This window comes from Affinundibacterium flavidum, from assembly GCF_014284175.1.
In the GTDB taxonomy this organism is placed as follows: Bacteria; Pseudomonadota; Gammaproteobacteria; order Burkholderiales; family Burkholderiaceae_D; genus Undibacterium; species Undibacterium flavidum.
Window position 1 is genome coordinate 93,543 of record NZ_JACOGA010000002.1, and the last position, 19,624, is coordinate 113,166.

A 19,624-nucleotide genomic window follows, 5' to 3' on the forward strand; every position below is an offset into this window, starting at 1 on the left:
CTACGCAACTACACTACACAAATGCGCCACCACGCGTTCCATCTTCATGAAGCGTGAACCCTTGATCAAAATCGTATTACCGGTGTTACTGTAATTTTCCAGATTTGCCAGCAAAGAAGGCAGCTCGTTAAAGTGCTCAGCACCAGCGCCAAATGCTGTCGTGGATGCTTGCGCCAATGAACCCAAAGTGTATAAATGTTTAATGCCTTGCGCTTTGGCATACAGTCCTATCTCTTGATGAAAACTCGCGCCGTCTGCACCGACTTCTCCCATATCGCCCAATACCAAGACCGTGTTATCACTCGCTTGCGCCAACACATCAATCGCTGCTTTTACTGAATCAGGATTCGCGTTATAAGTATCGTCAATCAAACGTGCGCCAGCCGCTGCTTGCTTCGGTTGCAAACGTCCCGACACTGGAGCAAATGCTTGTAAGCCTTCGACAATTTTTGCGTGCTCCACACCTATCGCAGAACAACAAGCAGCAGCCGCTAAAGCATTTAATACATTGTGTTGACCAGCAGCAGCTAATTGCAATTTCAAGTTATCGCCTTGTATCGACATCATGATCTCGCTACCGAATTCTTGTACGTTAAAACTAGCGTGCACATCTGCCGTGTCAGCGAGACCAAAGGTGATGCATTTGCGTGTGCCAGCGAGCTCTTGCCATAACTTTGTATAAGCATCATTCGCAGGAAATACGGCGACTCCATTCGCTGACAGACTACTTATCACTGCGCCGTTTTCTAGCGCGACCGCTTCGACTGTTTGCATAAATTCTTGATGTTCGCGCTGTGCGTTATTCACCAAACCTACGCTGGCTTGTGCAATCGCGCTCAATACCGCGATCTCACCAGGATGATTCATGCCCAGTTCCAATACTGCCGCCTGATGTCCAGCATGCAAGCGAAAGGCCGTCAGTGGAACACCGATTTCATTATTCAAATTGCCTTGCGTAGAAATCACATTCTCTGCACCAAATTGCGCACGCAAAATGGAGGCAATCATCTCCTTGACCGTGGTCTTACCATTGCTACCGGTCACGGCGATCACTGGCAGTTCAAATTGTTGACGCCAATATGTCGCGATAGCAGCGAGCGCTAATTTGGTATCAGGCACAATCAGTGCTGGTGTCGTAAAACCTGCTGGAACTCTTTCTGCAATGACGGCGACCGCGCCAGCGGCGACGACCTGATTCAAAAAATCATGCGCATCAAAAGTTTCGCCACGTAAGGCCAAAAAGATATTTCCATCTTCAATTTGGCGACTGTCGGTGCTCAAACCCGAAAAATGCGCTTCGCCATACACCAGCGAATTAGCGACTACTTTCTGCAGATCGGCAAGAGATGCCTGGATTGCATTGCGTTTATTGGCGTGCGTCTGCATCACGTTGTTCTCCGCATCGTACTATTGGTTGCAACTGTAGCCAAAGCTAACATCGCATGTTCTTCATCGGAGAACGGCCATTTTTTGCCATTGATCTCTTGATAGGTTTCATGTCCTTTACCTGCAATCAGGATCACGTCATTCACTTGCGCATGTTTGACCGCATACAAAATCGCGCTAGCGCGATCAGCAATGGCATGCGGCGTACCGCTCATGCCTTGTAAAATATCTTGAATAATTTTGCTAGGATCTTCGGTGCGTGGATTATCGCTGGTGACGACGACGTTCTGCGCCATTTGCGCAATCTTGCCCATCTGCGGGCGCTTACCCGGATCACGATCGCCGCCACATCCAAACACGCACCACAAATTACCCTGACGTTCCTGCGCAACTTGCTGCAAGGTTTGCAGAGTTTTTTCTAAAGCGTCTGGTGTGTGCGCGTAATCGACTACCACCATTGCTTGTCCGGCAGAACCAAGTTGCTGCATACGACCTTGTACCGAAGTGAGTTTTTCTATAGTCACAACTGCACGTTCCCAGCTAATACCGCGCACCAATAAGACCCCAAGCACACCAAGAATATTGCTGACGTTAAAGCGACCTATGGTTTGTGTCTTGACCGTGCCATTTCCATACGGTGATTCCAAATAGAACTGCGTACCTGTATGCGTTGTCTTCAACTGACTCGCACGCAAACAAGGGATTTGCGAATCGATTTCGGCGTCTATGCTGTAAGCCAACAAGCGCAATGCTAGTTGCGTGTTCGGCAAACGCTGTAACAATTCCAGACCAAATACATCGTCAGCATTAATCACTGCTGTTTGCAAATCCGGCCAATTAAACAAAGCCTCTTTTGCCGCAGCATAGGCTTCCATAGTCTGATGATAGTCGAGATGATCACGCGTTAAATTCGTGAATAAAGCAACGTCAAAATGCAGGGCATTTAAACGGCCTTGATGCAATCCAATTGAGGACGCCTCTATCGCCAACGCGGCAGCACCATTTGCTTTCAGGCTTGCCAAACGTCGTTGCAATTGAATCGCGTCTGGCGTGGTGAATCCAGTCTCCTGCAAATTCGCAATCACGCCATCGCGATAAGTGCCAACACCTAAAGTACCTATCACTGCACAGGGCGTCGCTTGCATCGATAGAGCTTTCGCTATCCATTGCGAACACGAAGTTTTTCCGTTGGTACCGGTGACTGCCACATTGAACATATCTTGCGTTGGATTGCCATACCAAGCGCCAGAAATCGCACCGACCAAAGTGATCAAGTCCTTGACTGCTAAATGCGGCACGGTGATTTCGGCATTAGCAAGCTCACTGGATTCTTCATACACAATCGCAGCAGCACCACGCTCTATCGCACTTTGAATAAAAGCACGTCCATCGCCCTTACCAGCAATAATAGGAAAAGCAAAGAAGACATCGCCAACTTGTATCTCGCGCGAATCGGAAGTCAGTTGCGCAGTAGACTTCAGATGTTGATGCATCCAATCGATAATATTTTGCACCACGCTAGTCGTATTAGACATATTCATCACAGACTCTCCTGTACGCTAGGTTCAGGGATAATATTCACAACTGAAGAATCTGGCACCACATTCATAGAGCGCAATACATTCGCAGTGATCGCAGCAAAAACAGGGCCGGCCACTGTACCGCCGTAATATCCACCACTACTTGGCTCATCAATCATCACGGCCACGATAATGCGCGGATTCGATACCGGCGCAAATCCGACAAAATCGCCGACGTATTTATTCACGTAGCGACCACCTTCAATCTTGTGCGCAGTACCCGTTTTGCCTGCAACCCGGTAACCGGGAACCCGTGCCTGTGTTGCCGTGCCGCCGGGCAGCGTGACGCTTTCCAACATTTCACGCATTTTCATCGCCGTAGCTTCAGAAATAATGCGTGTGCCGACTGGCATTTCAGTTGACTGCTGAAAGGTCATAGGAATGATGTCGCCTTTGCGCGCAAAGATCATATAGGCGCGCGCGATTTGCAGCAGGGACACAGACAAACCATGTCCATAACTCATAGTCGCTTGCTCAATCGGTTTCCATGTTTTGAAGTTACGCATACGCCCTGCGACAGCACCAGGGAAACCAATGTTTGGTTGCTGCCCAAAACCCAAAGTAGCAAACATTTCCCACATTTCTTTTGGTGGCATTTGCAGCGCAATTTTTGCAGTACCAATATTCGAGGATTTTTGTATCACACCTGCCACTGTCAATGTACCTTGTCTGTGCGCATCATGGATAGGCATAGAGCCTATCATCATCACGCCGGGTGCGGTTTCGATCAAGGTGTCAGGTTTAACTCGTCCAGTTTCTAAGGCCAAAGCAATCGTGAATGGCTTCATGGTGGAGCCAGGCTCAAAGGTATCGGTAATCACACGATTGCGTAACTGCGCTCCGGTCAAAACGGAACGATCATTCGGGTTGTAGGTCGGCAAATTCACGAGGGCTAAAACTTCACCGGTCTGCACATCCAACACCACGGCAGCGCCCGCCTTCGCTTTAAATTTTTCGACCGCATCTTTGACATGGGTGTAAGCGATGTATTGAATTTTGCTGTCTATCGACAACTTCATATCCTTACCATCATGTGGCGGCCGAACAGATTCAATATCTTCCACCACGCGTCCCAGACGATCTTTAATCACCCGTCGACTACCCATCTTACCGGCCAGATTTTTTTCCGAGGCGAGCTCTATTCCTTCTTGCCCTTTATCTTCGACATTCGTGAAGCCTACTACGTGCGCCATTACCTCGCCCTCAGGATAAAAGCGCTTGTATTCTTTTTCTGTCTTGATACCGGTAATACCAAGCGCCAAAACTTTATCAACTAGGGGTTGCTCTGCCTGACGTTTGAGATAAACGAACTGACGATCCGAGACCAGTTTCTTGCGCAGATCAGCTTCGCTCATATCCAACAAGGCGGCCAATTGCGTAATTTTTTCTGAGGGTGCTTCTAAGACACTTTCTGAGCTTGCCCAAATAGCTTTCACTGGCACAGAAGACGCCAACACCTGACCATGACGATCAGTAATTTTGCCGCGCGTTGCTGACAGCTCCAAAGTACGCGCATAGCGACTCGCACCTTGTTTCTGTAAAAATTCATTGGTAATGCCTTGCAACCACAAAGCACGCACCATCAAAGCAACGAAAGCAGCAAACAGAAAAAACAAAACCAAACGTGAACGCCATACAGGCAATTTCACTTCTAGTATGGGATTGGATGAAAATGAAACACCTTTGCCTGCCGCATTACGGCCATTTGATGGTCGACTCATTTGACCACCTCTGCACTCAGATATTGGGTACGATCGGGTGTGACGTGCACCATTCCTAGTTCTTTGTTGGCAACCGCTTCTATCCGAGAATGTTTACCAAACGTCGATTGATCTAATTTGAGCTGCGTCCATTCAATTTCATATTGCTGACTAAGCGTCTGCGCGCGTTCCATTTCGATAAACAAACGACGCGCTTGGTACTGCGCATTGATTAAGGACAGAGCCGACAACACCAAAAGCAAACCAATAAAAACATTCAAACGTGCGCCGATCGTGCTCATTGGGCACCTCCGGCGCCACGCTCAGCCAGACGTTCAGCGACGCGCATAATGGCGGAACGCGCACGCGGATTACGCAAGACTTCTTGCTCGGTTGGTTTCATACGCGAAATCAATTGCATTTGCGGCTTAGGCAAATCCACATCCCGTATAGGCAAGCGACGATCTGGTTGCGCAACTTTGACTTTGGAAGCAAAGAATTGCTTCACGATGCGATCTTCCAGCGAATGAAAACTAATCACCGCCATACGCGCATTCGGTGCCAAACTTTCGTAAGCGGCGGCTAAGCCGATCTCGAGGTCTTCAAGCTCTTTATTGATGAAAATCCGTATAGCTTGAAAGGTGCGAGTTGCCGGGTCTTTGCCCTTCTCGCGAGTTTTGACGGCGTGAGCGACGAGTTCGGCAAGCTGCCGAGTACTTGAAATGGACTCGCTCGCCCTGCGAGCAACAATCGCCTTTGCAATCTGAAAAGCAAACCGTTCTTCCCCATAATTTTCTATAACCTCTCTAATTTTTTGTTCATCTTCATGCGCTAACCACTCTGCGGCCGAAATACCCCGCGTGGTATCCATGCGCATATCCAAAGGGCCATCATTTCTAAAACTAAAGCCACGCTCAGCATCATCCACTTGCGGTGATGAAATACCGAGGTCCATCAAAACGCCATCCACATGCGTGATGCCTAGCTGCGCCAATTCTGCGTGCATGTCGGCAAAACTTTCATGCACTATAGAAAAACGTGGATCTTGAATTTGTTCTGCGTTGGCAATTGCGTAGGGATCTTTGTCGAATGCAATCAATCGCCCCTGTGGTCCGAGCTGCGCAAGAATTTTTCGGCTATGTCCACCGCGCCCGAAGGTGCCATCGACGTACACGCCATTTGAACGCGTGCCCTGAATATCGAGTGCTTCTATAGCCTCGTCCAGCAACACCGTGTGGTGAATCAGCTCTCCCGGAGTATTAACAGTCATGACGCTCTATCAGAAGGAGAAATTACTTAATGCTTCAGGCATGCCGCCGGCCATAGCCTCGGCTTCGTTTTCCGCCAATTTGGCAGCATCCCAAATTTCGAAATGTGAACCCATACCAAGTACCATCACATCACGCTGCAAACCGACTGCATTGCGCAGTTCCGGTGCCACCAGGATACGGCCGTTGCCATCCATCTCCACGTCACAAGCATTGCCCAGCAAAATACGTTGCCAAGCACGTGCAGCCATTGGCCAGGCAGCGATTTGCTCGCGATGCGCTTCCCAAGTAGGGCGTGGAAATAACAGCAGACAGCCATGTGGATGGCGAGTGAGGGTAACGCGGCCTTCGCACTGCACATTTAAGGCGTCACGGTGCTTAGCAGGAATTGACATCCTGCCTTTCGCATCGAGATTGAGTGCAGAGGCGCCTTGGAACACGAGATTAACCTAAAGTTTAAAATTATTGGAAGAATTTGCTGTGAAAAGTGAAGCTTGATTTGCACCACAAAAAAACACTTTTTCACACTTTTCCCCACTTTAGAGGATCACTTGAGGTCGGTCAAGCGAATTTACGCATGCAAATGCGAAATTATTGAATAAAGTCAATGACTTAGCGCACATACTTAAAATGAAGTAAAAGGGAATATCTCAATAAATTAGAGACTTACAGAAGATACTGAAAGTAGCTTCTTACATATAAACATGTGTTTGGTGCTGAGAATTCAGCGGAGAATGTGTGCTTAAAAAAGCGACAGATGAGAATTGATTGATGGCGCGCAAATGATTTGAGACTCTCGCGCATTTGAAATGAGATTTCTGCAATTGATTCGATACTCTTTACTCAAGTAAAAAAGCCGCTTCGTGGGCGGCTTAATTCAAGTCAATGCGCTGGCTCTCAACGGCGCTCCAGCATTGAACTACTCTAATCTTACAGAGTTGCTAGCCTCGCTAGAATGAGTACCCCTACTCATTCTAGCGAGGCTAGCTGCGCTATGGGGAACCATACTCACGAAGACCTCTATTACCTATGATTCCCCTATCTCTGGCAATAAAAGAAAATTAATCGTTCTCACGCGCTATTGTTGATTCATTACCCAACGAAAGATCGGCTGGTCGTCCATCAGTTGTTCTAGGCACCCCAGCGGGGATAATTCGAATTTCAGACCTCGAATGCGTTAAAATTTGCGTTAAAGATGCTCTAATCAATTTAAACCCCTGATTCTGCCGAAACTGAATAACCAAGGGCAGTCAACTTTAAAGAAAGCTCATCTCGTTTCAGAGTAAGTTCAGAAATTTCCTTCTCTAGCCCCTGAATTTCAATTTGCCGTTGCGCCCTACATGAGCCAATTTTATCGGGATGAATCTGCCCATATCCAAACGCTTCTGGCGGCATATCATCCATGAGTTTACTCAGACCTTGTTGAACAAGTTGCGCAAAAAAACAATAGAATACTTGGTCGTTAAATTGCGTTTTGTTTGGTGTTAATAGTTGATTCCATCCATTTGAAATACTTTGTTCAATGTCACAATAGCGCATCGGCTTTCCGACTTGCTTACTATCAAAAGCAATTCCATTCATTCTATTTGTTGCGAATGATGAAATTGTTTCTTTAATTTTTTCTTGGCCGTAACGCACACCACTTTTAGCAACAAATTCCAGTATGCCAGCCTTTAAATCATCTAAGGGAATGTAGGCAAGTGGCGCTAATCGCAGTTCCTCTTTCTTCTGGACGATCTGCTCAGATACACATTGATATTCAGTTTTTAGTTGCTGTACTGCCTTTTTTACTTGTTCAAAAGCAGCAGTTGTTGCGTCGAAATTTTCTACAGTGTCCATAAGTCCTACCTATCCATTAGTTGATTTAAGAATGCGCCAAATTTGACGTTCGTGTATTGGTTGCTCAAAAAATCTTATAAGTGTTTTAACTGCTTCACGAGAAGACATCTTTTCAAGCATAGTCAGCCGATCAAATTCAGTCCTTAATTCGTCATTTCGTTTAGCACGTAGGACTTTTGTGCAAATTGGGATCGACAAATAGCCACCAGCCACATAGCGACTAAGAAGGTTTACAGCCTCTTCCCCAATACATTCTGCTAATTTGATGCAACTTGGTGCATCTGATCGACTTGCAACGTAGATACTTTGACCACCATATTGCTTAACCAATGCGATAGTCGGCAATATGCCAATAACATCGCATATATCCTTTGCTTGCTTTGGCATGTACTCTCGGTAATGACTAACTTTGTCGCTCATGCTGCCCCCTTCTACTTGAGCAGATATCTTGCGCTGACACACGTCACCACAAAAGAATGACGGGTGTCAGCAGTTACAAAGACACAAGATATTTTTTATGGTATCTTCGCTTCGTGAGCGGTTGTTTCCAATGGGAATGGTTACGCATCTTAGCAATGAGCCCCGTATGATCCGGTTCGAATCCGGCACCGCTCCCCCCATTCTTTTTATCAAAAATCAGAAGCTCCAACTATGAGCGGTAGTTTCCAAGGGAACGGTTGAGGGTCTTTTTAGATCGTCATGATCTTGGTTCGAGTCCAAGCGCTGCTCACCCCAAACGGCTTCTTTAAAGATCCCCGGTCAGCTTTAATAGTTGCTACTGTTGCGTTAAAACATTAGAGAATCGGTCAAGCATGATCACAATTATTGAATCACCATCAACCGACCACAAAGAGGATATTCGTTCATGGCTTCAGGAGGAGTACGCAAGCACATACGAAGGCTTTTTCGTAAATTGGCATGTTATTGAACCTTGTTTTGCTGAAGGTAAAGTACATTGTCTGGCAGTAGATGACCGCCCTATCGCGTTTGGTATGTTTACGCGTTCTTATATTTCCGTCATGGAAGTACATCCAAACTATCGAGGGCAAGGATATGGCAAAAAGTTGGCTCACCACTTATTGCAAGTAATAGAGTCCCTCGGTGCGTCGGAAGTCTATGTGCATTGCGCTCCAGAAACCTCTGCTCCGTTCTGGGAATCAATTGGATTTTCCGAGATAAAGAGAGATGGGAAGGAAATATATAAGCGGTATTGTTTTCGTGATTCGCAATCGTCGAAGCACCGTACCTCTTTTTAATGAGCGTATAAACAGCGTTAAATGCGCGTTAAAAACAGTTGTCACGTTTTTTACGAGACAAACCCTATACTCTTTCTTAAGTAGCTTGTGAGGCGTTTTAATCCGTTTTAGAAGTTTCAATGCAAGGGCAATAAAAACAAAAGCCGCTATTCAAGCGGCTTTTTGCGAAGATGCTTAGGTATCAACTCTCAGCAACTTGCATATCAACTGCTGGCGCTGTGGCGGACACAGTCGCCGTCGATAGAATCGCCCGAATATCAGCAATCGCTTTCTCTCTATCCGCTTGATGCTGTTGCAAAATTCGTGCATCTTCGTCTTTTTTCTCCAACTCACGAATATTTCGATAAACACCACCATCCATAAATTGCCCATTAAGCCCGCTCATCGTTTTACCTAAATGATGCAAGACAACACCAATACCATCAAGCACGTCAGGATAAGCCTCATGCTGCCCAAAGCGTAACAGTTGACCGATAGCGGCAACTCCGGAACCAAGGTCGTTTACATCGTTAAACAATGACTCGCATGTTGAAGCCACATTCGTTGTATTACTCATTTTTTCATCTCCTTATTGTCATTGTTTATCAACCACTTATTTAACGCAGCAATCAGCTTTTGCATGGCATCACGTGTTAAAAACCGTGGATGACTAACCTTGCATGTCTTAACGGTAAAAGCGACAAACCTAGGATTCTGGCAGCCGTCAACCATACCTAATTTAACGCATAACTTATTCGCAGTTCCCCATTGCGCACCTGTGGGACGATCATCTTTTAACGCTGCACCTCGCACCGCTTTTATCCTTGGGTTTTCGAGGGCTTTACACAAGCGCAATGTGACTACGATAGATGCCAGTTCGTTTAGCGTGCAATCCTTAGCGCTACGTTTACCGCATACACTTTCTAACCATGAGCGGTAATCAGCATCGTCTTTATAGCCAAGCTTTGCCGCGCCTATGTGAATCATTGCGTAATATTGTGATTTGGTTGTCATGGTTTATCCTTTCGGTGCTGCATTGATGGTAGCCAGATTGATGACACCATACTCACGCAATGAACGCTTAAACACGCCGACCAAGCTACGTAAAGCGCCCGGGCTTTTCGCAATCTTCAAGCATGCCGTTCTCTCAGCTTTTCCGACGACTCCCCACGCCTCCATGATTCGGTCAACATCATCATCCACCACCCCAGGAATGACCTCACGAAATGCCTCCATCCGGCTAATCAACTGTGCAGAGCGCTTCCCCTTTTTTAGTGTGTCATACAGCTCTCCATTTCCAATCAATGCAATGCCAAAACAACCTGCATCCGTATAACGCCTCAACCCGTTAAAGACATGAATACCGTTAATATTTTTCAGGTCGCCTAAGTGCTGTGCCTCTTCAATAATTAAGACGCCTCCACGTCCTTCTGTCGCTTCACGTATTGTACGATCTGCTCTTAGATCATTACTCACTTCAAAATTCTGGCTGACACAAGCGGTTGCGATCATTTCCAATATGGATTTGGTTGATAACGCAAAAGCCGTTAGTTCCACCACCCAAACAGGACTATTAAACCCTTCGGCTTTACGCACCTGCGCCACATATTCAGCCACAGCTTGGCTTTTACCGCTGCCAGAAGGGGCGCATATATCCACGATCTCTTGCTCTTCACGTGCTGTTTTAATCGCTTTCATGATGGTCTTTGTTACGCTGGTTTCCACTCTTGCGGGAAATTTGCTTTTAACGATAATGCGCTCTTTATCCAGCTCATTGAAACGCGATTCAATTGCATTTTCCAATTGGAATACATCAGACCACGCGTCTCCAACTTCTCGCTCTTTGAAAACTTGTGCCCATGTATGAATTGCAATCGCTTTGTAACCTATCTCATTGGCTAAACGCGCCATCGTATAGCCGTGTGATATTTCCTCAGCAAGCCGAACTGTGAGTTTTTTCCATTTCTGTTCAGCGTCTAAATTGTATTTCTTATATTCATCTTTTCTCAGCCTGCCATATTCGAGACTGTCCTCAATAGGAATACCGTTAAACTTCCCATTTACAACACCGTTTGAATCATCTAACATCGCTTCTCCTAGTTGAAATTGGTGACTGGTTCCAGCCAGTCCCATTAGTGTTTTGTTCTGCTTACCTTCAAAAGCACTTTGTTAGTAAGCAGAATTCCTTAATTCTTCCTCTCGTTTTTTTCGTAACTCTTCTAGATACTGTTCGGTATCTATCGTTCCTCCTTCAGCCCTAAACTGCGCCTGCATTTCTTCTTCCTGTGCGGCTCGACCTTTATAAATTTCCTGCGTTTCAGTATTAATAAACTCCCCATACCTTCCTTCAATTGGCTTTATTGGACTTACTGGCGCGGCTACTTCACGTAGCCTTTTCGCCTCCACAATGATTGATTCTTGATTAGGCAAAACCAAAGGCGCTAAATGCATTGGGCTATTCATGTCCGGCAATGCTAGCTTGCCGCCTTGTCTAACCGCTTTGATGACTTCTTTGCGATGTTTGACGTATTTCTTTTTTGCCGCCACATGCTCTATGACTTTGCCGCTCTCAGGCGCTTCAATGAAATCTAACTTCTGCATTGGACTAGCATCACAAATGAATACATCACCGCGATACACTGATACAGGCGAATTAGGATCATCCCACTCAAAATAGACGTTATATTTCCATGTGCGCTCAGATATTGGTAAGTCCACAAGCGTCTCATGCCAATAGCGCATCTTTGGAAAACCATCCATCTTGAAACTGATTGAGGCATCTTTCTTATCCAAAGACAGCGACAAAACTCCCATCTTGCACCGCCGTATTTGTGCAGGTGTTGGCTTATTCGTTATGGTCGTTGAAGCTAACTCTTCAAATACGTTGAGCGGGGTACGCATATTCATGCCACTACCACGATGGGGACGGCGTTCAAATTCAATAACGGTCTCAATCAATTTCGCCCCGTAAGCACGCACCGGAACGGCCTTTTCTTGATGGAATTGCTCCGGCTTGCTTAGCACATCCTTGCCACAGTAAGCCCCAACAAACATCGGGCTTTTATCGCAATTTTCATGAATAACGTTCCACCAAGATTCAATTGGTTTGTCTTGCCCGTGACCCGGTTCAGACCAAAGTACCTTTACCCCTAAAACAGTTAAAATTCCTTTGGCCTCTTCAAGCAAACTCTTAAATCGATAGCGCGTTTTTTGTTGACCAGTAAACATTTTATTGGCATATTCGCGCCCGTTATCCAGCTTGAAATACCGTGGTATGGCTTGTGTATTCGTCATTGCCATGCCGAAGACACCTAGCACCGCTTCTGCATTCGGATTTTTACATATGCGTAAAGCCAGTATCCGGCGGGTTCTCACGTCTCGAATCGCAATCACAAAAGGACGCGATACCGTGCCATCTTCCCAATGACACCAAACATCAGCTCTACAACCATCTGATTCCCAGCACTGATGTAAATCCAGATTGGCATAATCCCTTTCAACCGCCGGAAAACTACGTTTCAATTCAGCATCCTCTTTGAATAGAAAAGATGGCACTTCCTTAAACCGCCTAGATAAAATATCTCTACTCGGTAGCTTCCACCCTTTAGCTATACCTACCTTGGCAGCTTCGCGCAAGATGACAGATAGTTTTGTATGAGGTGACTGCGACTTTAACGCCAACATGAAGGCGTATGCTTCAGGGGTGCATTCATCCCTTCCACGTCCGCCGTGATAATGAGGACATAACAACGGCAACCAATGCGCTCTAGGGTGGTTTCTGGTTAAATTTAAAGACCTGTAAATCGTTGCTCTAGACACGTTATGGCTTGCCTTGATTGCAGACTCAGCATGTTTGGCACTAGCACCAGCTTCAATTAATGTTACATAAGCCAGTAATACCTCTAAGGCTTCATGTGCCATTTTCTTGAAGTTGCTGCCTTTACGATCAAATTTTTCCCATAATTGACTATATTCGTCATCCTGTAGCACAGGCTTAACTACCACCAAATCTTTAACGCTTGAATCCGCTAATGTTTGCACTACAAATTGCTTTGCATAGGCTTTTTGTGCGTTTTTAGACAGGTCGGTTATTGGGATTAGCCAACCTTCGCCACCGTTAATTTTTTCCTTTTTGGCGTTTTTATAAAAATTGTTATTGCAACGATCTCGAATTGTCCTTAGTGACTTATCTTCCAATTCAGAAACTTGAATAACCGTTAAATATGTTTCAGAAACTGCCGACCTTTTGCCAACCTTTGGTAGGCAGGAAATTTCTGTCAAAACAAAGGCATCGTTAGTATTGACAGCGGTTTCCATAGGGTCGGCAGTCAAATAATTATCACTTGCTAAAACTGCCGACCTTTTTTCGCAAAGGTCGGCAGCTTTTTCCAATTTTTCAGGATTTGATTGCCGACCTTCGAACGCATCTTTCTGCTGTTGACACAGTTTGTAATGCGCTTCATTTGAAATGCTGTTAACTGGCACTTTCCACGTTTTAACGCTATTTATCGTGACTTGCTCCGCACCACATAAGCGCTGCTTATGATTGGGATTTAAACAGCGTTCGTTAACTTGACGCAACGTTAAGCCCGTCAATTCAGCAACTTCCTCAGCGGTTACGAACTCAATTTGATTACCATTCATAGAGTCCTCAATCGACGATTTCGCCATACTTTAAGCCAAGTAATACGGCTGCTTTGTGGCTTTTCCCGATACGGCCTGAGCGTTCCCCCTTAAGCAATCCATGCACAATTGCGGGAGGAATGCCATGAGTGATTGCCCAACCACGTATGCTGATACCTTTGCTCTCGAAGTCACGCAATATCTCTTCACGTGTTTTTAGCTGCTTTTGCTCCATACAATCTCCTGTTAAGATGATGTTCTACTTGTGCTCAAAAGCGGAACAATCGAATCATAAAGGAACAAATGTTCCTGTGTCAATAGGGTATTTATGGAAAGCGGAACAATTGGGTTTAGGATTCGTGAACAGAGAGAATTAATTGGGTTTTCTCAAGCACAGATTGCGGATGAGACTGGCATCACTGTGCGCTCGCAAAGAAATTACGAAACGGGAAAGCGAATTCCCGATGCTGAATATTTGGCAGCTATCGCACCGCTTGGTATCGATATTAACTATGTGCTGAATGGTAACGCTGCTTACAAGCCACGTGGAACTGATGACGATATGGGAACGGTTCTACTTTTGGAAAGCATTCTTGGAATAACTGCCGACTGCCTAACTAAAATAACCACCGAAGCATGCGTTAAAATTGATCTTGATAGACCGGAAATTGGATATGATCCATCAATTTTTTTTAATGGATTATTACGTGAAAGCACACTATTTCGACTAATGGTAGATCGATATGCCGCTCCTGATATGCTGATGTTGACTAAAGTCATTACTGAAATTGAAAAGGTTATTTCAAAAATTTCGTTAAAGGTTACTCCAGAAAAAAAAGCCAGTGCGACATTAATTCTTTACCGAGCTTATAAGACAAATGGTCACTTGGACGAAGCCATGATAGAGGACACTGTTAAACTCGCTGCATCGTGAGTTCAGTTATTCAACAGTATCAACAAGCAGTGCCAAATATTCTGCAAATCCAATACATCTTAAAAAAGGGCGCTATCAGAATTAACTGGTAACGCCCTTTTGAGTTCTAGTTTCAGTAATTGATTAGAAATTTCCATTAATGGCGCATTCTTCAATCATAAAAGTATCATTTCTCTCGCATTTTTTACTATATTTTCGCATTTTGTCTCAGACCCAAAAAAGAGAGCGAAACCGTGAAAACCCGCGCTCTGCTTAGGTTTTGTTCTCAAAGTTAAATTTCTCCTAGTGTCTCAAAACAATGACTCCCCCTCAGATTCGCTAAGGTGCAGCACTTGCTTGCAGTTAGCCGCACTTATTTGCTTAAAACGCTAGGTAGGTCAAAGCGGTAGGACTCAAATTAGCCCTTGCATGCGCAAAACAAATTACTAGAATCTGCTGAACCTGCGTCCGCTTTCAAACATTATCAAAAACAAAATCACTTACAAATCACTTGCAAATCATTTACTTGAGTCAATTACCTATTTGAGCCGAGTCAGCAAAGTCTGGCGCGAAAGTGCTTTGGAAGCAACATGCCCTTGGTATTCATCGCAGGCATGCGCCTTCAAGACTTGCAACTGCGCAGGCGTCTCTACACCTACCGCTCGCACTTTCCACCCCAAACTCTTGGCGATAGCAACTATGGCGTTGACTATGCTTGCCGGCCCATCATCTTTAGCAAGCGCTTGAATGATGGCGCGATCAATAATTACGCTATCAACAGGGAAATTTTGTAAGCTGGATAGGGAAATCGCATCCTCTCCAAAATGATCGATGGACAGGCCAAATCCTGCCGCTTTCAGCATCAATAATTGTTGGCGTGAATGTGAAGGATTGCGCATCAAGACATTTACGGGGATATCAAACGAGATAGCCGCCTTAGTCAGCTTGCAGTCATCCATAAGCGCTTGTAGCTTGTCGACTAACTTGGCATCGTCAAATTGCGCTGCGGACAAATTCAATGAAATTTTACCCATGGTCTTGCCAGCGTTTTGAAAGCTCACGATGTCACGACACACCAACTCAAAAGCCAGCATATCAATTTCCGCCATCAATCCAGCTTCTTCAGCCATTGCCAGGAAAACTTCTGGTAACAAGACCGCTTTTTGCGGATGATTCCAGCGTAATAAGGCCTCTACGCCGGTCACTTTATCATCCTCAAAATTAAGTCTGGGTTGGTAATGCATGGTCAGTTGATAATGATGAATCGCCTGTTTTAATTCCGAGATGACAGTCAAATTACGCTGAACCTGCGTGTTGGTATCAACGTCATAGAATTGATACAAATTTTCACCATGATACTTAGCACGGTACATCGCAACTTCTGCATTTTTCATCAGGCTCGCTGCTTCATTTCCATCGTCTGGCGATATCGCGACACCTATGCTGAGCTTCACAAACACTTCTTGCCCTTGTACCTCAAAAGCCTGCTGACTGATTTGCAATAATTGCTCCGCGAATCGAGCTAATTCACAGGTCGTTTTATTACCTTCTAACATCAACATAAATTCGTCATTACCTACCCTTGCCAGAGTGTCAAATTCGCTGATCAATTGTTTTAATCGCGTCACGAATTCACTCAAGAGATAATCGGCAGCATCAAGATCAAAACTATCGTTAATCGCTTTACTACGATCTAACTCTAACAACAACACTGCCAGACTGGCGTTCCCAGCCTTGGCATAGATCAAGGCTTTTGATAAATATTGATTAAATAGGAATCGACTAGGCAGCTTAGTAACATCATCATAGTGTGCAAATCGTATCGCTTTTTCCTCAGCGCGCTTACCTTCAATCGCGATACTCGATACGTCGGTCGCGATACTGATCAAGCTTAAATCTTCATTATTTAATGCCGCAGTCGATTCCGTAAATAGCGTAAATGTACCCAAGATCAAACCAGTTTTCCCCATAATCGGCCACGAACCTACCGCCGCGTAATTCGCTAATAACTTACGTTGTGCGATGAATTCCATAGCTGGCGATTTGGCGATATCTTGCGTCCAGACAGGAATCATTTCGAGCACAGCTTCACTCCAGACACCATTCCCTTGGCACACGGGTGCTTCATTCAATTGCCGACGTAAAATTTCTGGAAAGTGATGGCCTATGGTTTGCATAAACACACGCTGATCCAAGGACAATAATTGCACACCACAATGCCAGTGCGGATTATTTTTTTCGACAAAATGGCAAGTATCGATCAAAATCGATTCTAAACTGTCGCTACTGCCTATCAATTGCAATAATTGATTTTGCCCCTGCAATAAACGCTCTGCGTGTTTGCGTTGTGAGATGTCGCGCATCACACAAAAGATGATAGGTTCATTCGCAATTTTGACGCGGCTCAAATTCACTTCACTGTACCAATCTTTGCCGCGCCTATGTGCCATCCATTCAAATTTTTGGACTTTGCCTTTGAACGCCAGATCGACAAATTTTCGAATGGCTTCAGCTTTTTTAGCGGCAACTGTCGGCTGGGTATAGCGCCAGTCCGCAGAAAATTCTTCTATGTCCAGTCCAATCAAGTCTTGCTTGCTGTCGACTGCTAACATTTCCAATGCATTCTGATTGCCGTCAACAAAGTGATAAGTTTTGTCGATCAACAAAATGCCATCCTGTGCATCTTGAAAAAGCAAACGATAGCGACGTTCACTATCCGCTAATTTTTCTCGGGATAATTTCAGATGATGGACTTTTTTGTACAGCAAAATTGCCAGCAGCAAAGTAAATAAAATCGATAAAGCCGCGAAGATTAAGCGTTGCTCCAAACGCTTTTGCCACTCAGCTAAGATCGTATTTAGATCGCGCCCAAATACCACCACTAAAGGAAAATCATTCATCTTCAAATAGGTGTAGCTAGTCGCCTGATCAGCCCCAGTCACACTATTTTCAAATCGGCCATTTTCCGCAAAACTGTTCTTGACGCTGGCTACCACAGCACTATCTACTTCAGCCTTGTAAGCAACTTGATGCGAGATTGCTTGTACGATCAATTTCCCTTCTTTGTCGTACAAAGATATTTTCGCACCAGCATCTTTCGCCACGCGCTCATAAAATTCTTGGAAATAACTAAGACTAATTTCAGCCTGCACCTGACCTATTGCCTGTCCATTTGGCAGAAATACATTGCGCGCGATTGGTAAGATCGCCTGCGTCGCTTTTTTGGGTAAGTAAGGCGAACCAATTTGCAGCTCTTTTTGATAGGCGTTTGCCGATTTGTTCAGGTAGGCGATATGGTCATGCGCCGACAAATCGATAGGATCAATCGGAAACCGCAGGGACGATGCCCACAACATGCCGTGCTTGTCGACCAAAGAAATTGCCGAGATAAATTGTGAGTCTCTGCGTTGATTACTGAGTATCAAGCGGACGCTGGCTTCATCCCGCAATACAGATTCAGGCTTGGTTTGTAACTCTTCTGCGGCAGCAATCGTTGCGCGCGACGCATCTTGCAAGACGCGGTTGGCATGTTCTTCTAAAATACGCAGATTGAGCAGGCTATTTTTATTGGCAGCAGCGAGAGTTAAAGCCTTATCTTGCGTAATCGACCACCACGTCTGCGCAACGATCACCGAAATAATCACGAACACACAGCTGACTAATAGCCAAACTGGCACTTCCCACGTTTCAAATTTTCTTTTGCTGCTCGCCATGCATCGCTCCTGACTCGCTGACATTCATCTTCTATGACTTTAAAGAATGAAAGTGCACTATTGAAAATGCCACATTATGATAGTCTCGAAGTGTAACACTGCTAACACTAGGCTCCAACTCGGATTTGCTCGTTATGAACCAAGTACTCGTATGATGTTGGGATGGTGTGGTGCAATCCCCCAAAGAATAAAGATCAAAAAGCGAGGAGTGAAAAGAGGGGAAAACGCGGAGGATGAATAAAACAAAGAACACAACGTTCGGGGATAAAAATGAAGCAGGCCGGTAGGCCGGATTCTGTTACGGCGCTTTGCATTGCTGCATCACACTATGACAATCATTCCTCTAGGCGACGGATTACTCCGCCGCTCAAGCTTTCTACCCGCACGCTCCGCGAGCCGCCTCAACGCGTGCCTATTTGAAATTGCTCCGGGTGGAGGTTACCGCGTTTCACCGTAACTAAATACGCTCGTCTCTGTGGCCCTATTCCTCGCCTTATACCTCAGCTTGCGCCTTGGCTTTCAACGTACGGCCGTTAGCCGTCACCCTGCTCTATGGAGTCCGGACCTTCCTCCCGTCGCCGTGTGAACACGGCAACCAGCGATTGTCTGGCCTGCTTCGGGCGTGATTGTAGCAGCTAGCGCGGAAATCCTTAAGTACTATCGATTCAGTTCGACGATGAGCAATAAAAAAGCACCGACATTGCGGTGCTTTTCGTGAATAAATCAATAAGCAAAATTAAGATGATTTTGCATTCAGCATTTTTTGTTTCAGTGATTCATCAGCAGGATCTTTGCCCAACCAAATACGTAACACTGCACTGTAGAAAACTGAGTCATTAATCGTTTCGCCGACCTTTTGACCGTTAAACTGACAAACAATGCCTGTACCCGGAATCCAGTCAAAAGTCAAAATATCGCCTTTCTTTAGCACAGGGACCAAAGAAAACATTTTGCCGAACGTGATCATCGGTTTGATTAATTTGGAACGTTCTTCAATATCCAAATTATTTCGCAAACCATCCATAAAGCGGTGCCCCAAGTCATCGTTACTCAACTCACGCAGCATGACTAGAGTGACACGCTTTGCTCCAGGCAAAGCCAAGACCTCGGGGGTCGTTGACTTCTCCTCTGGCAAATACAATGCCGCCACATACACTTTAAAAATCACCTTGTAACGCACCCCCGCCCCGTTGAGCTTCAAAGTTTGCGTACCAACTTGCACTGTATCGTCGAGCTTAACCCCCGATACTGTCACCGTGTCAGCAAATACTGGCACAGTGCAGAAGGCGGCAGTGGCGATAGCGAGTGAGGCTAAACGACGTTTAGTGATGGATGCGAAATTCATGGTGTCTCCTAAGTTTCTTAAA

General features: G+C 45.4%; 17 protein-coding genes and 1 other RNA gene. 2 read left to right on the forward strand and 16 right to left on the reverse strand.

What is annotated here, in order from left to right; all coding sequences use genetic code 11:
* From H8K55_RS02280 to H8K55_RS02315, 8 genes are all read right to left on the reverse strand, one after another.
* Complete coding sequence (locus H8K55_RS02280; RefSeq protein WP_186940639.1) at positions 1–1,386, reverse strand: UDP-N-acetylmuramoyl-tripeptide--D-alanyl-D-alanine ligase; 1,386 nt, start codon at positions 1,384–1,386, stop codon at positions 1–3.
* Positions 1,386–2,927 (reverse strand): UDP-N-acetylmuramoyl-L-alanyl-D-glutamate--2,6-diaminopimelate ligase, encoded by a 1,542-nt coding sequence (locus H8K55_RS02285; protein WP_329604987.1) that lies wholly within the window; start codon positions 2,925–2,927, stop codon positions 1,386–1,388. The genes H8K55_RS02280 and H8K55_RS02285 overlap by 1 nt, the downstream gene beginning before the upstream one ends.
* Entirely contained in the window at positions 2,927–4,687 is a 1,761-nt protein-coding gene (locus H8K55_RS02290; protein ID WP_186940409.1) for a peptidoglycan D,D-transpeptidase FtsI family protein, read from the reverse strand. Before H8K55_RS02290 ends, H8K55_RS02285 begins: the two co-directional genes overlap by 1 nt.
* A complete protein-coding gene (gene ftsL, locus H8K55_RS02295) occupies positions 4,684–4,968 on the reverse strand; it encodes a cell division protein FtsL (protein ID WP_222612326.1) in 285 nt (94 codons plus the stop codon). Before ftsL ends, H8K55_RS02290 begins: the two co-directional genes overlap by 4 nt.
* Complete coding sequence (gene rsmH, locus H8K55_RS02300) at positions 4,965–5,936, reverse strand: 16S rRNA (cytosine(1402)-N(4))-methyltransferase RsmH (protein ID WP_186940410.1); 972 nt, start codon at positions 5,934–5,936, stop codon at positions 4,965–4,967. The genes ftsL and rsmH overlap by 4 nt, the downstream gene beginning before the upstream one ends.
* A gap of 9 nt (positions 5,937–5,945) precedes the next feature.
* Positions 5,946–6,374 carry a division/cell wall cluster transcriptional repressor MraZ gene (gene mraZ, locus H8K55_RS02305; RefSeq protein WP_186940411.1) on the reverse strand — a complete coding sequence of 143 codons (429 nt, stop codon included), beginning with the start codon at positions 6,372–6,374 and terminating at the stop codon, positions 5,946–5,948.
* A 769-nt stretch (positions 6,375–7,143) separates the two neighbouring features.
* Positions 7,144–7,773, reverse strand: a complete 630-nt coding sequence (locus tag H8K55_RS02310) for a hypothetical protein (RefSeq protein ID WP_186940412.1) — start codon at positions 7,771–7,773, stop codon at positions 7,144–7,146.
* Between the two features lie 9 nt (positions 7,774–7,782).
* Positions 7,783–8,193 carry a Mor transcription activator family protein gene (locus tag H8K55_RS02315; RefSeq protein WP_186940413.1) on the reverse strand — a complete coding sequence of 137 codons (411 nt, stop codon included), beginning with the start codon at positions 8,191–8,193 and terminating at the stop codon, positions 7,783–7,785.
* 392 nt (positions 8,194–8,585) lie between these two features.
* Here H8K55_RS02315 and H8K55_RS02320 point away from each other — a divergent pair, with 392 nt between their 5' ends.
* A complete protein-coding gene (locus H8K55_RS02320; RefSeq protein WP_186940414.1) occupies positions 8,586–9,029 on the forward strand; it encodes a GNAT family N-acetyltransferase in 444 nt (147 codons plus the stop codon).
* 181 nt (positions 9,030–9,210) lie between these two features.
* Here the strand turns inward: H8K55_RS02320 and H8K55_RS02325 are convergent, their stop codons facing one another.
* The 5 genes from H8K55_RS02325 to H8K55_RS02345 all read right to left on the reverse strand — a co-directional run bounded on the left by H8K55_RS02325 (position 9,211) and on the right by H8K55_RS02345 (position 13,866).
* Positions 9,211–9,585, reverse strand: coding sequence for a hypothetical protein (locus H8K55_RS02325; protein ID WP_186940415.1), 375 nt, complete (start codon positions 9,583–9,585; stop codon positions 9,211–9,213).
* Complete coding sequence (locus H8K55_RS02330; RefSeq protein WP_186940416.1) at positions 9,582–10,022, reverse strand: phage protein GemA/Gp16 family protein; 441 nt, start codon at positions 10,020–10,022, stop codon at positions 9,582–9,584. The genes H8K55_RS02325 and H8K55_RS02330 overlap by 4 nt, the downstream gene beginning before the upstream one ends.
* 3 nt (positions 10,023–10,025) lie before the next feature.
* Positions 10,026–11,096 (reverse strand): AAA family ATPase, encoded by a 1,071-nt coding sequence (locus H8K55_RS02335; RefSeq protein WP_186940417.1) that lies wholly within the window; start codon positions 11,094–11,096, stop codon positions 10,026–10,028.
* A gap of 81 nt (positions 11,097–11,177) precedes the next feature.
* The gene (locus H8K55_RS02340) at positions 11,178–13,652 is read right to left on the reverse strand and encodes a transposase domain-containing protein (protein ID WP_186940418.1); all 2,475 of its coding nucleotides are present in this window, start codon (positions 13,650–13,652) and stop codon (positions 11,178–11,180) included.
* A gap of 7 nt (positions 13,653–13,659) precedes the next feature.
* Complete coding sequence (locus H8K55_RS02345; protein WP_186940419.1) at positions 13,660–13,866, reverse strand: helix-turn-helix domain-containing protein; 207 nt, start codon at positions 13,864–13,866, stop codon at positions 13,660–13,662.
* Positions 13,867–13,959: 93 nt separating this feature from the next.
* Here H8K55_RS02345 and H8K55_RS02350 point away from each other — a divergent pair, with 93 nt between their 5' ends.
* On the forward strand, positions 13,960–14,565 hold the full coding sequence (locus H8K55_RS02350) for a helix-turn-helix domain-containing protein (protein ID WP_186940420.1): 606 nt from the start codon (positions 13,960–13,962) through the stop codon (positions 14,563–14,565).
* 518 nt (positions 14,566–15,083) lie between these two features.
* Here H8K55_RS02350 and H8K55_RS02355 read toward each other — a convergent pair.
* The 3 genes from H8K55_RS02355 to H8K55_RS02365 form a co-directional block, all read right to left on the reverse strand.
* The gene (locus H8K55_RS02355) at positions 15,084–18,257 is read right to left on the reverse strand and encodes a bifunctional diguanylate cyclase/phosphodiesterase (RefSeq protein ID WP_186940421.1); all 3,174 of its coding nucleotides are present in this window, start codon (positions 18,255–18,257) and stop codon (positions 15,084–15,086) included.
* Between the two features lie 268 nt (positions 18,258–18,525).
* Positions 18,526–18,875, reverse strand: an RNA gene (gene rnpB / locus H8K55_RS02360) — RNase P RNA component class A.
* A 118-nt stretch (positions 18,876–18,993) separates the two neighbouring features.
* A complete protein-coding gene (locus H8K55_RS02365) occupies positions 18,994–19,602 on the reverse strand; it encodes a chalcone isomerase family protein (RefSeq protein WP_186940422.1) in 609 nt (202 codons plus the stop codon).
* Positions 19,603–19,624: the final 22 nt, after the last annotated feature.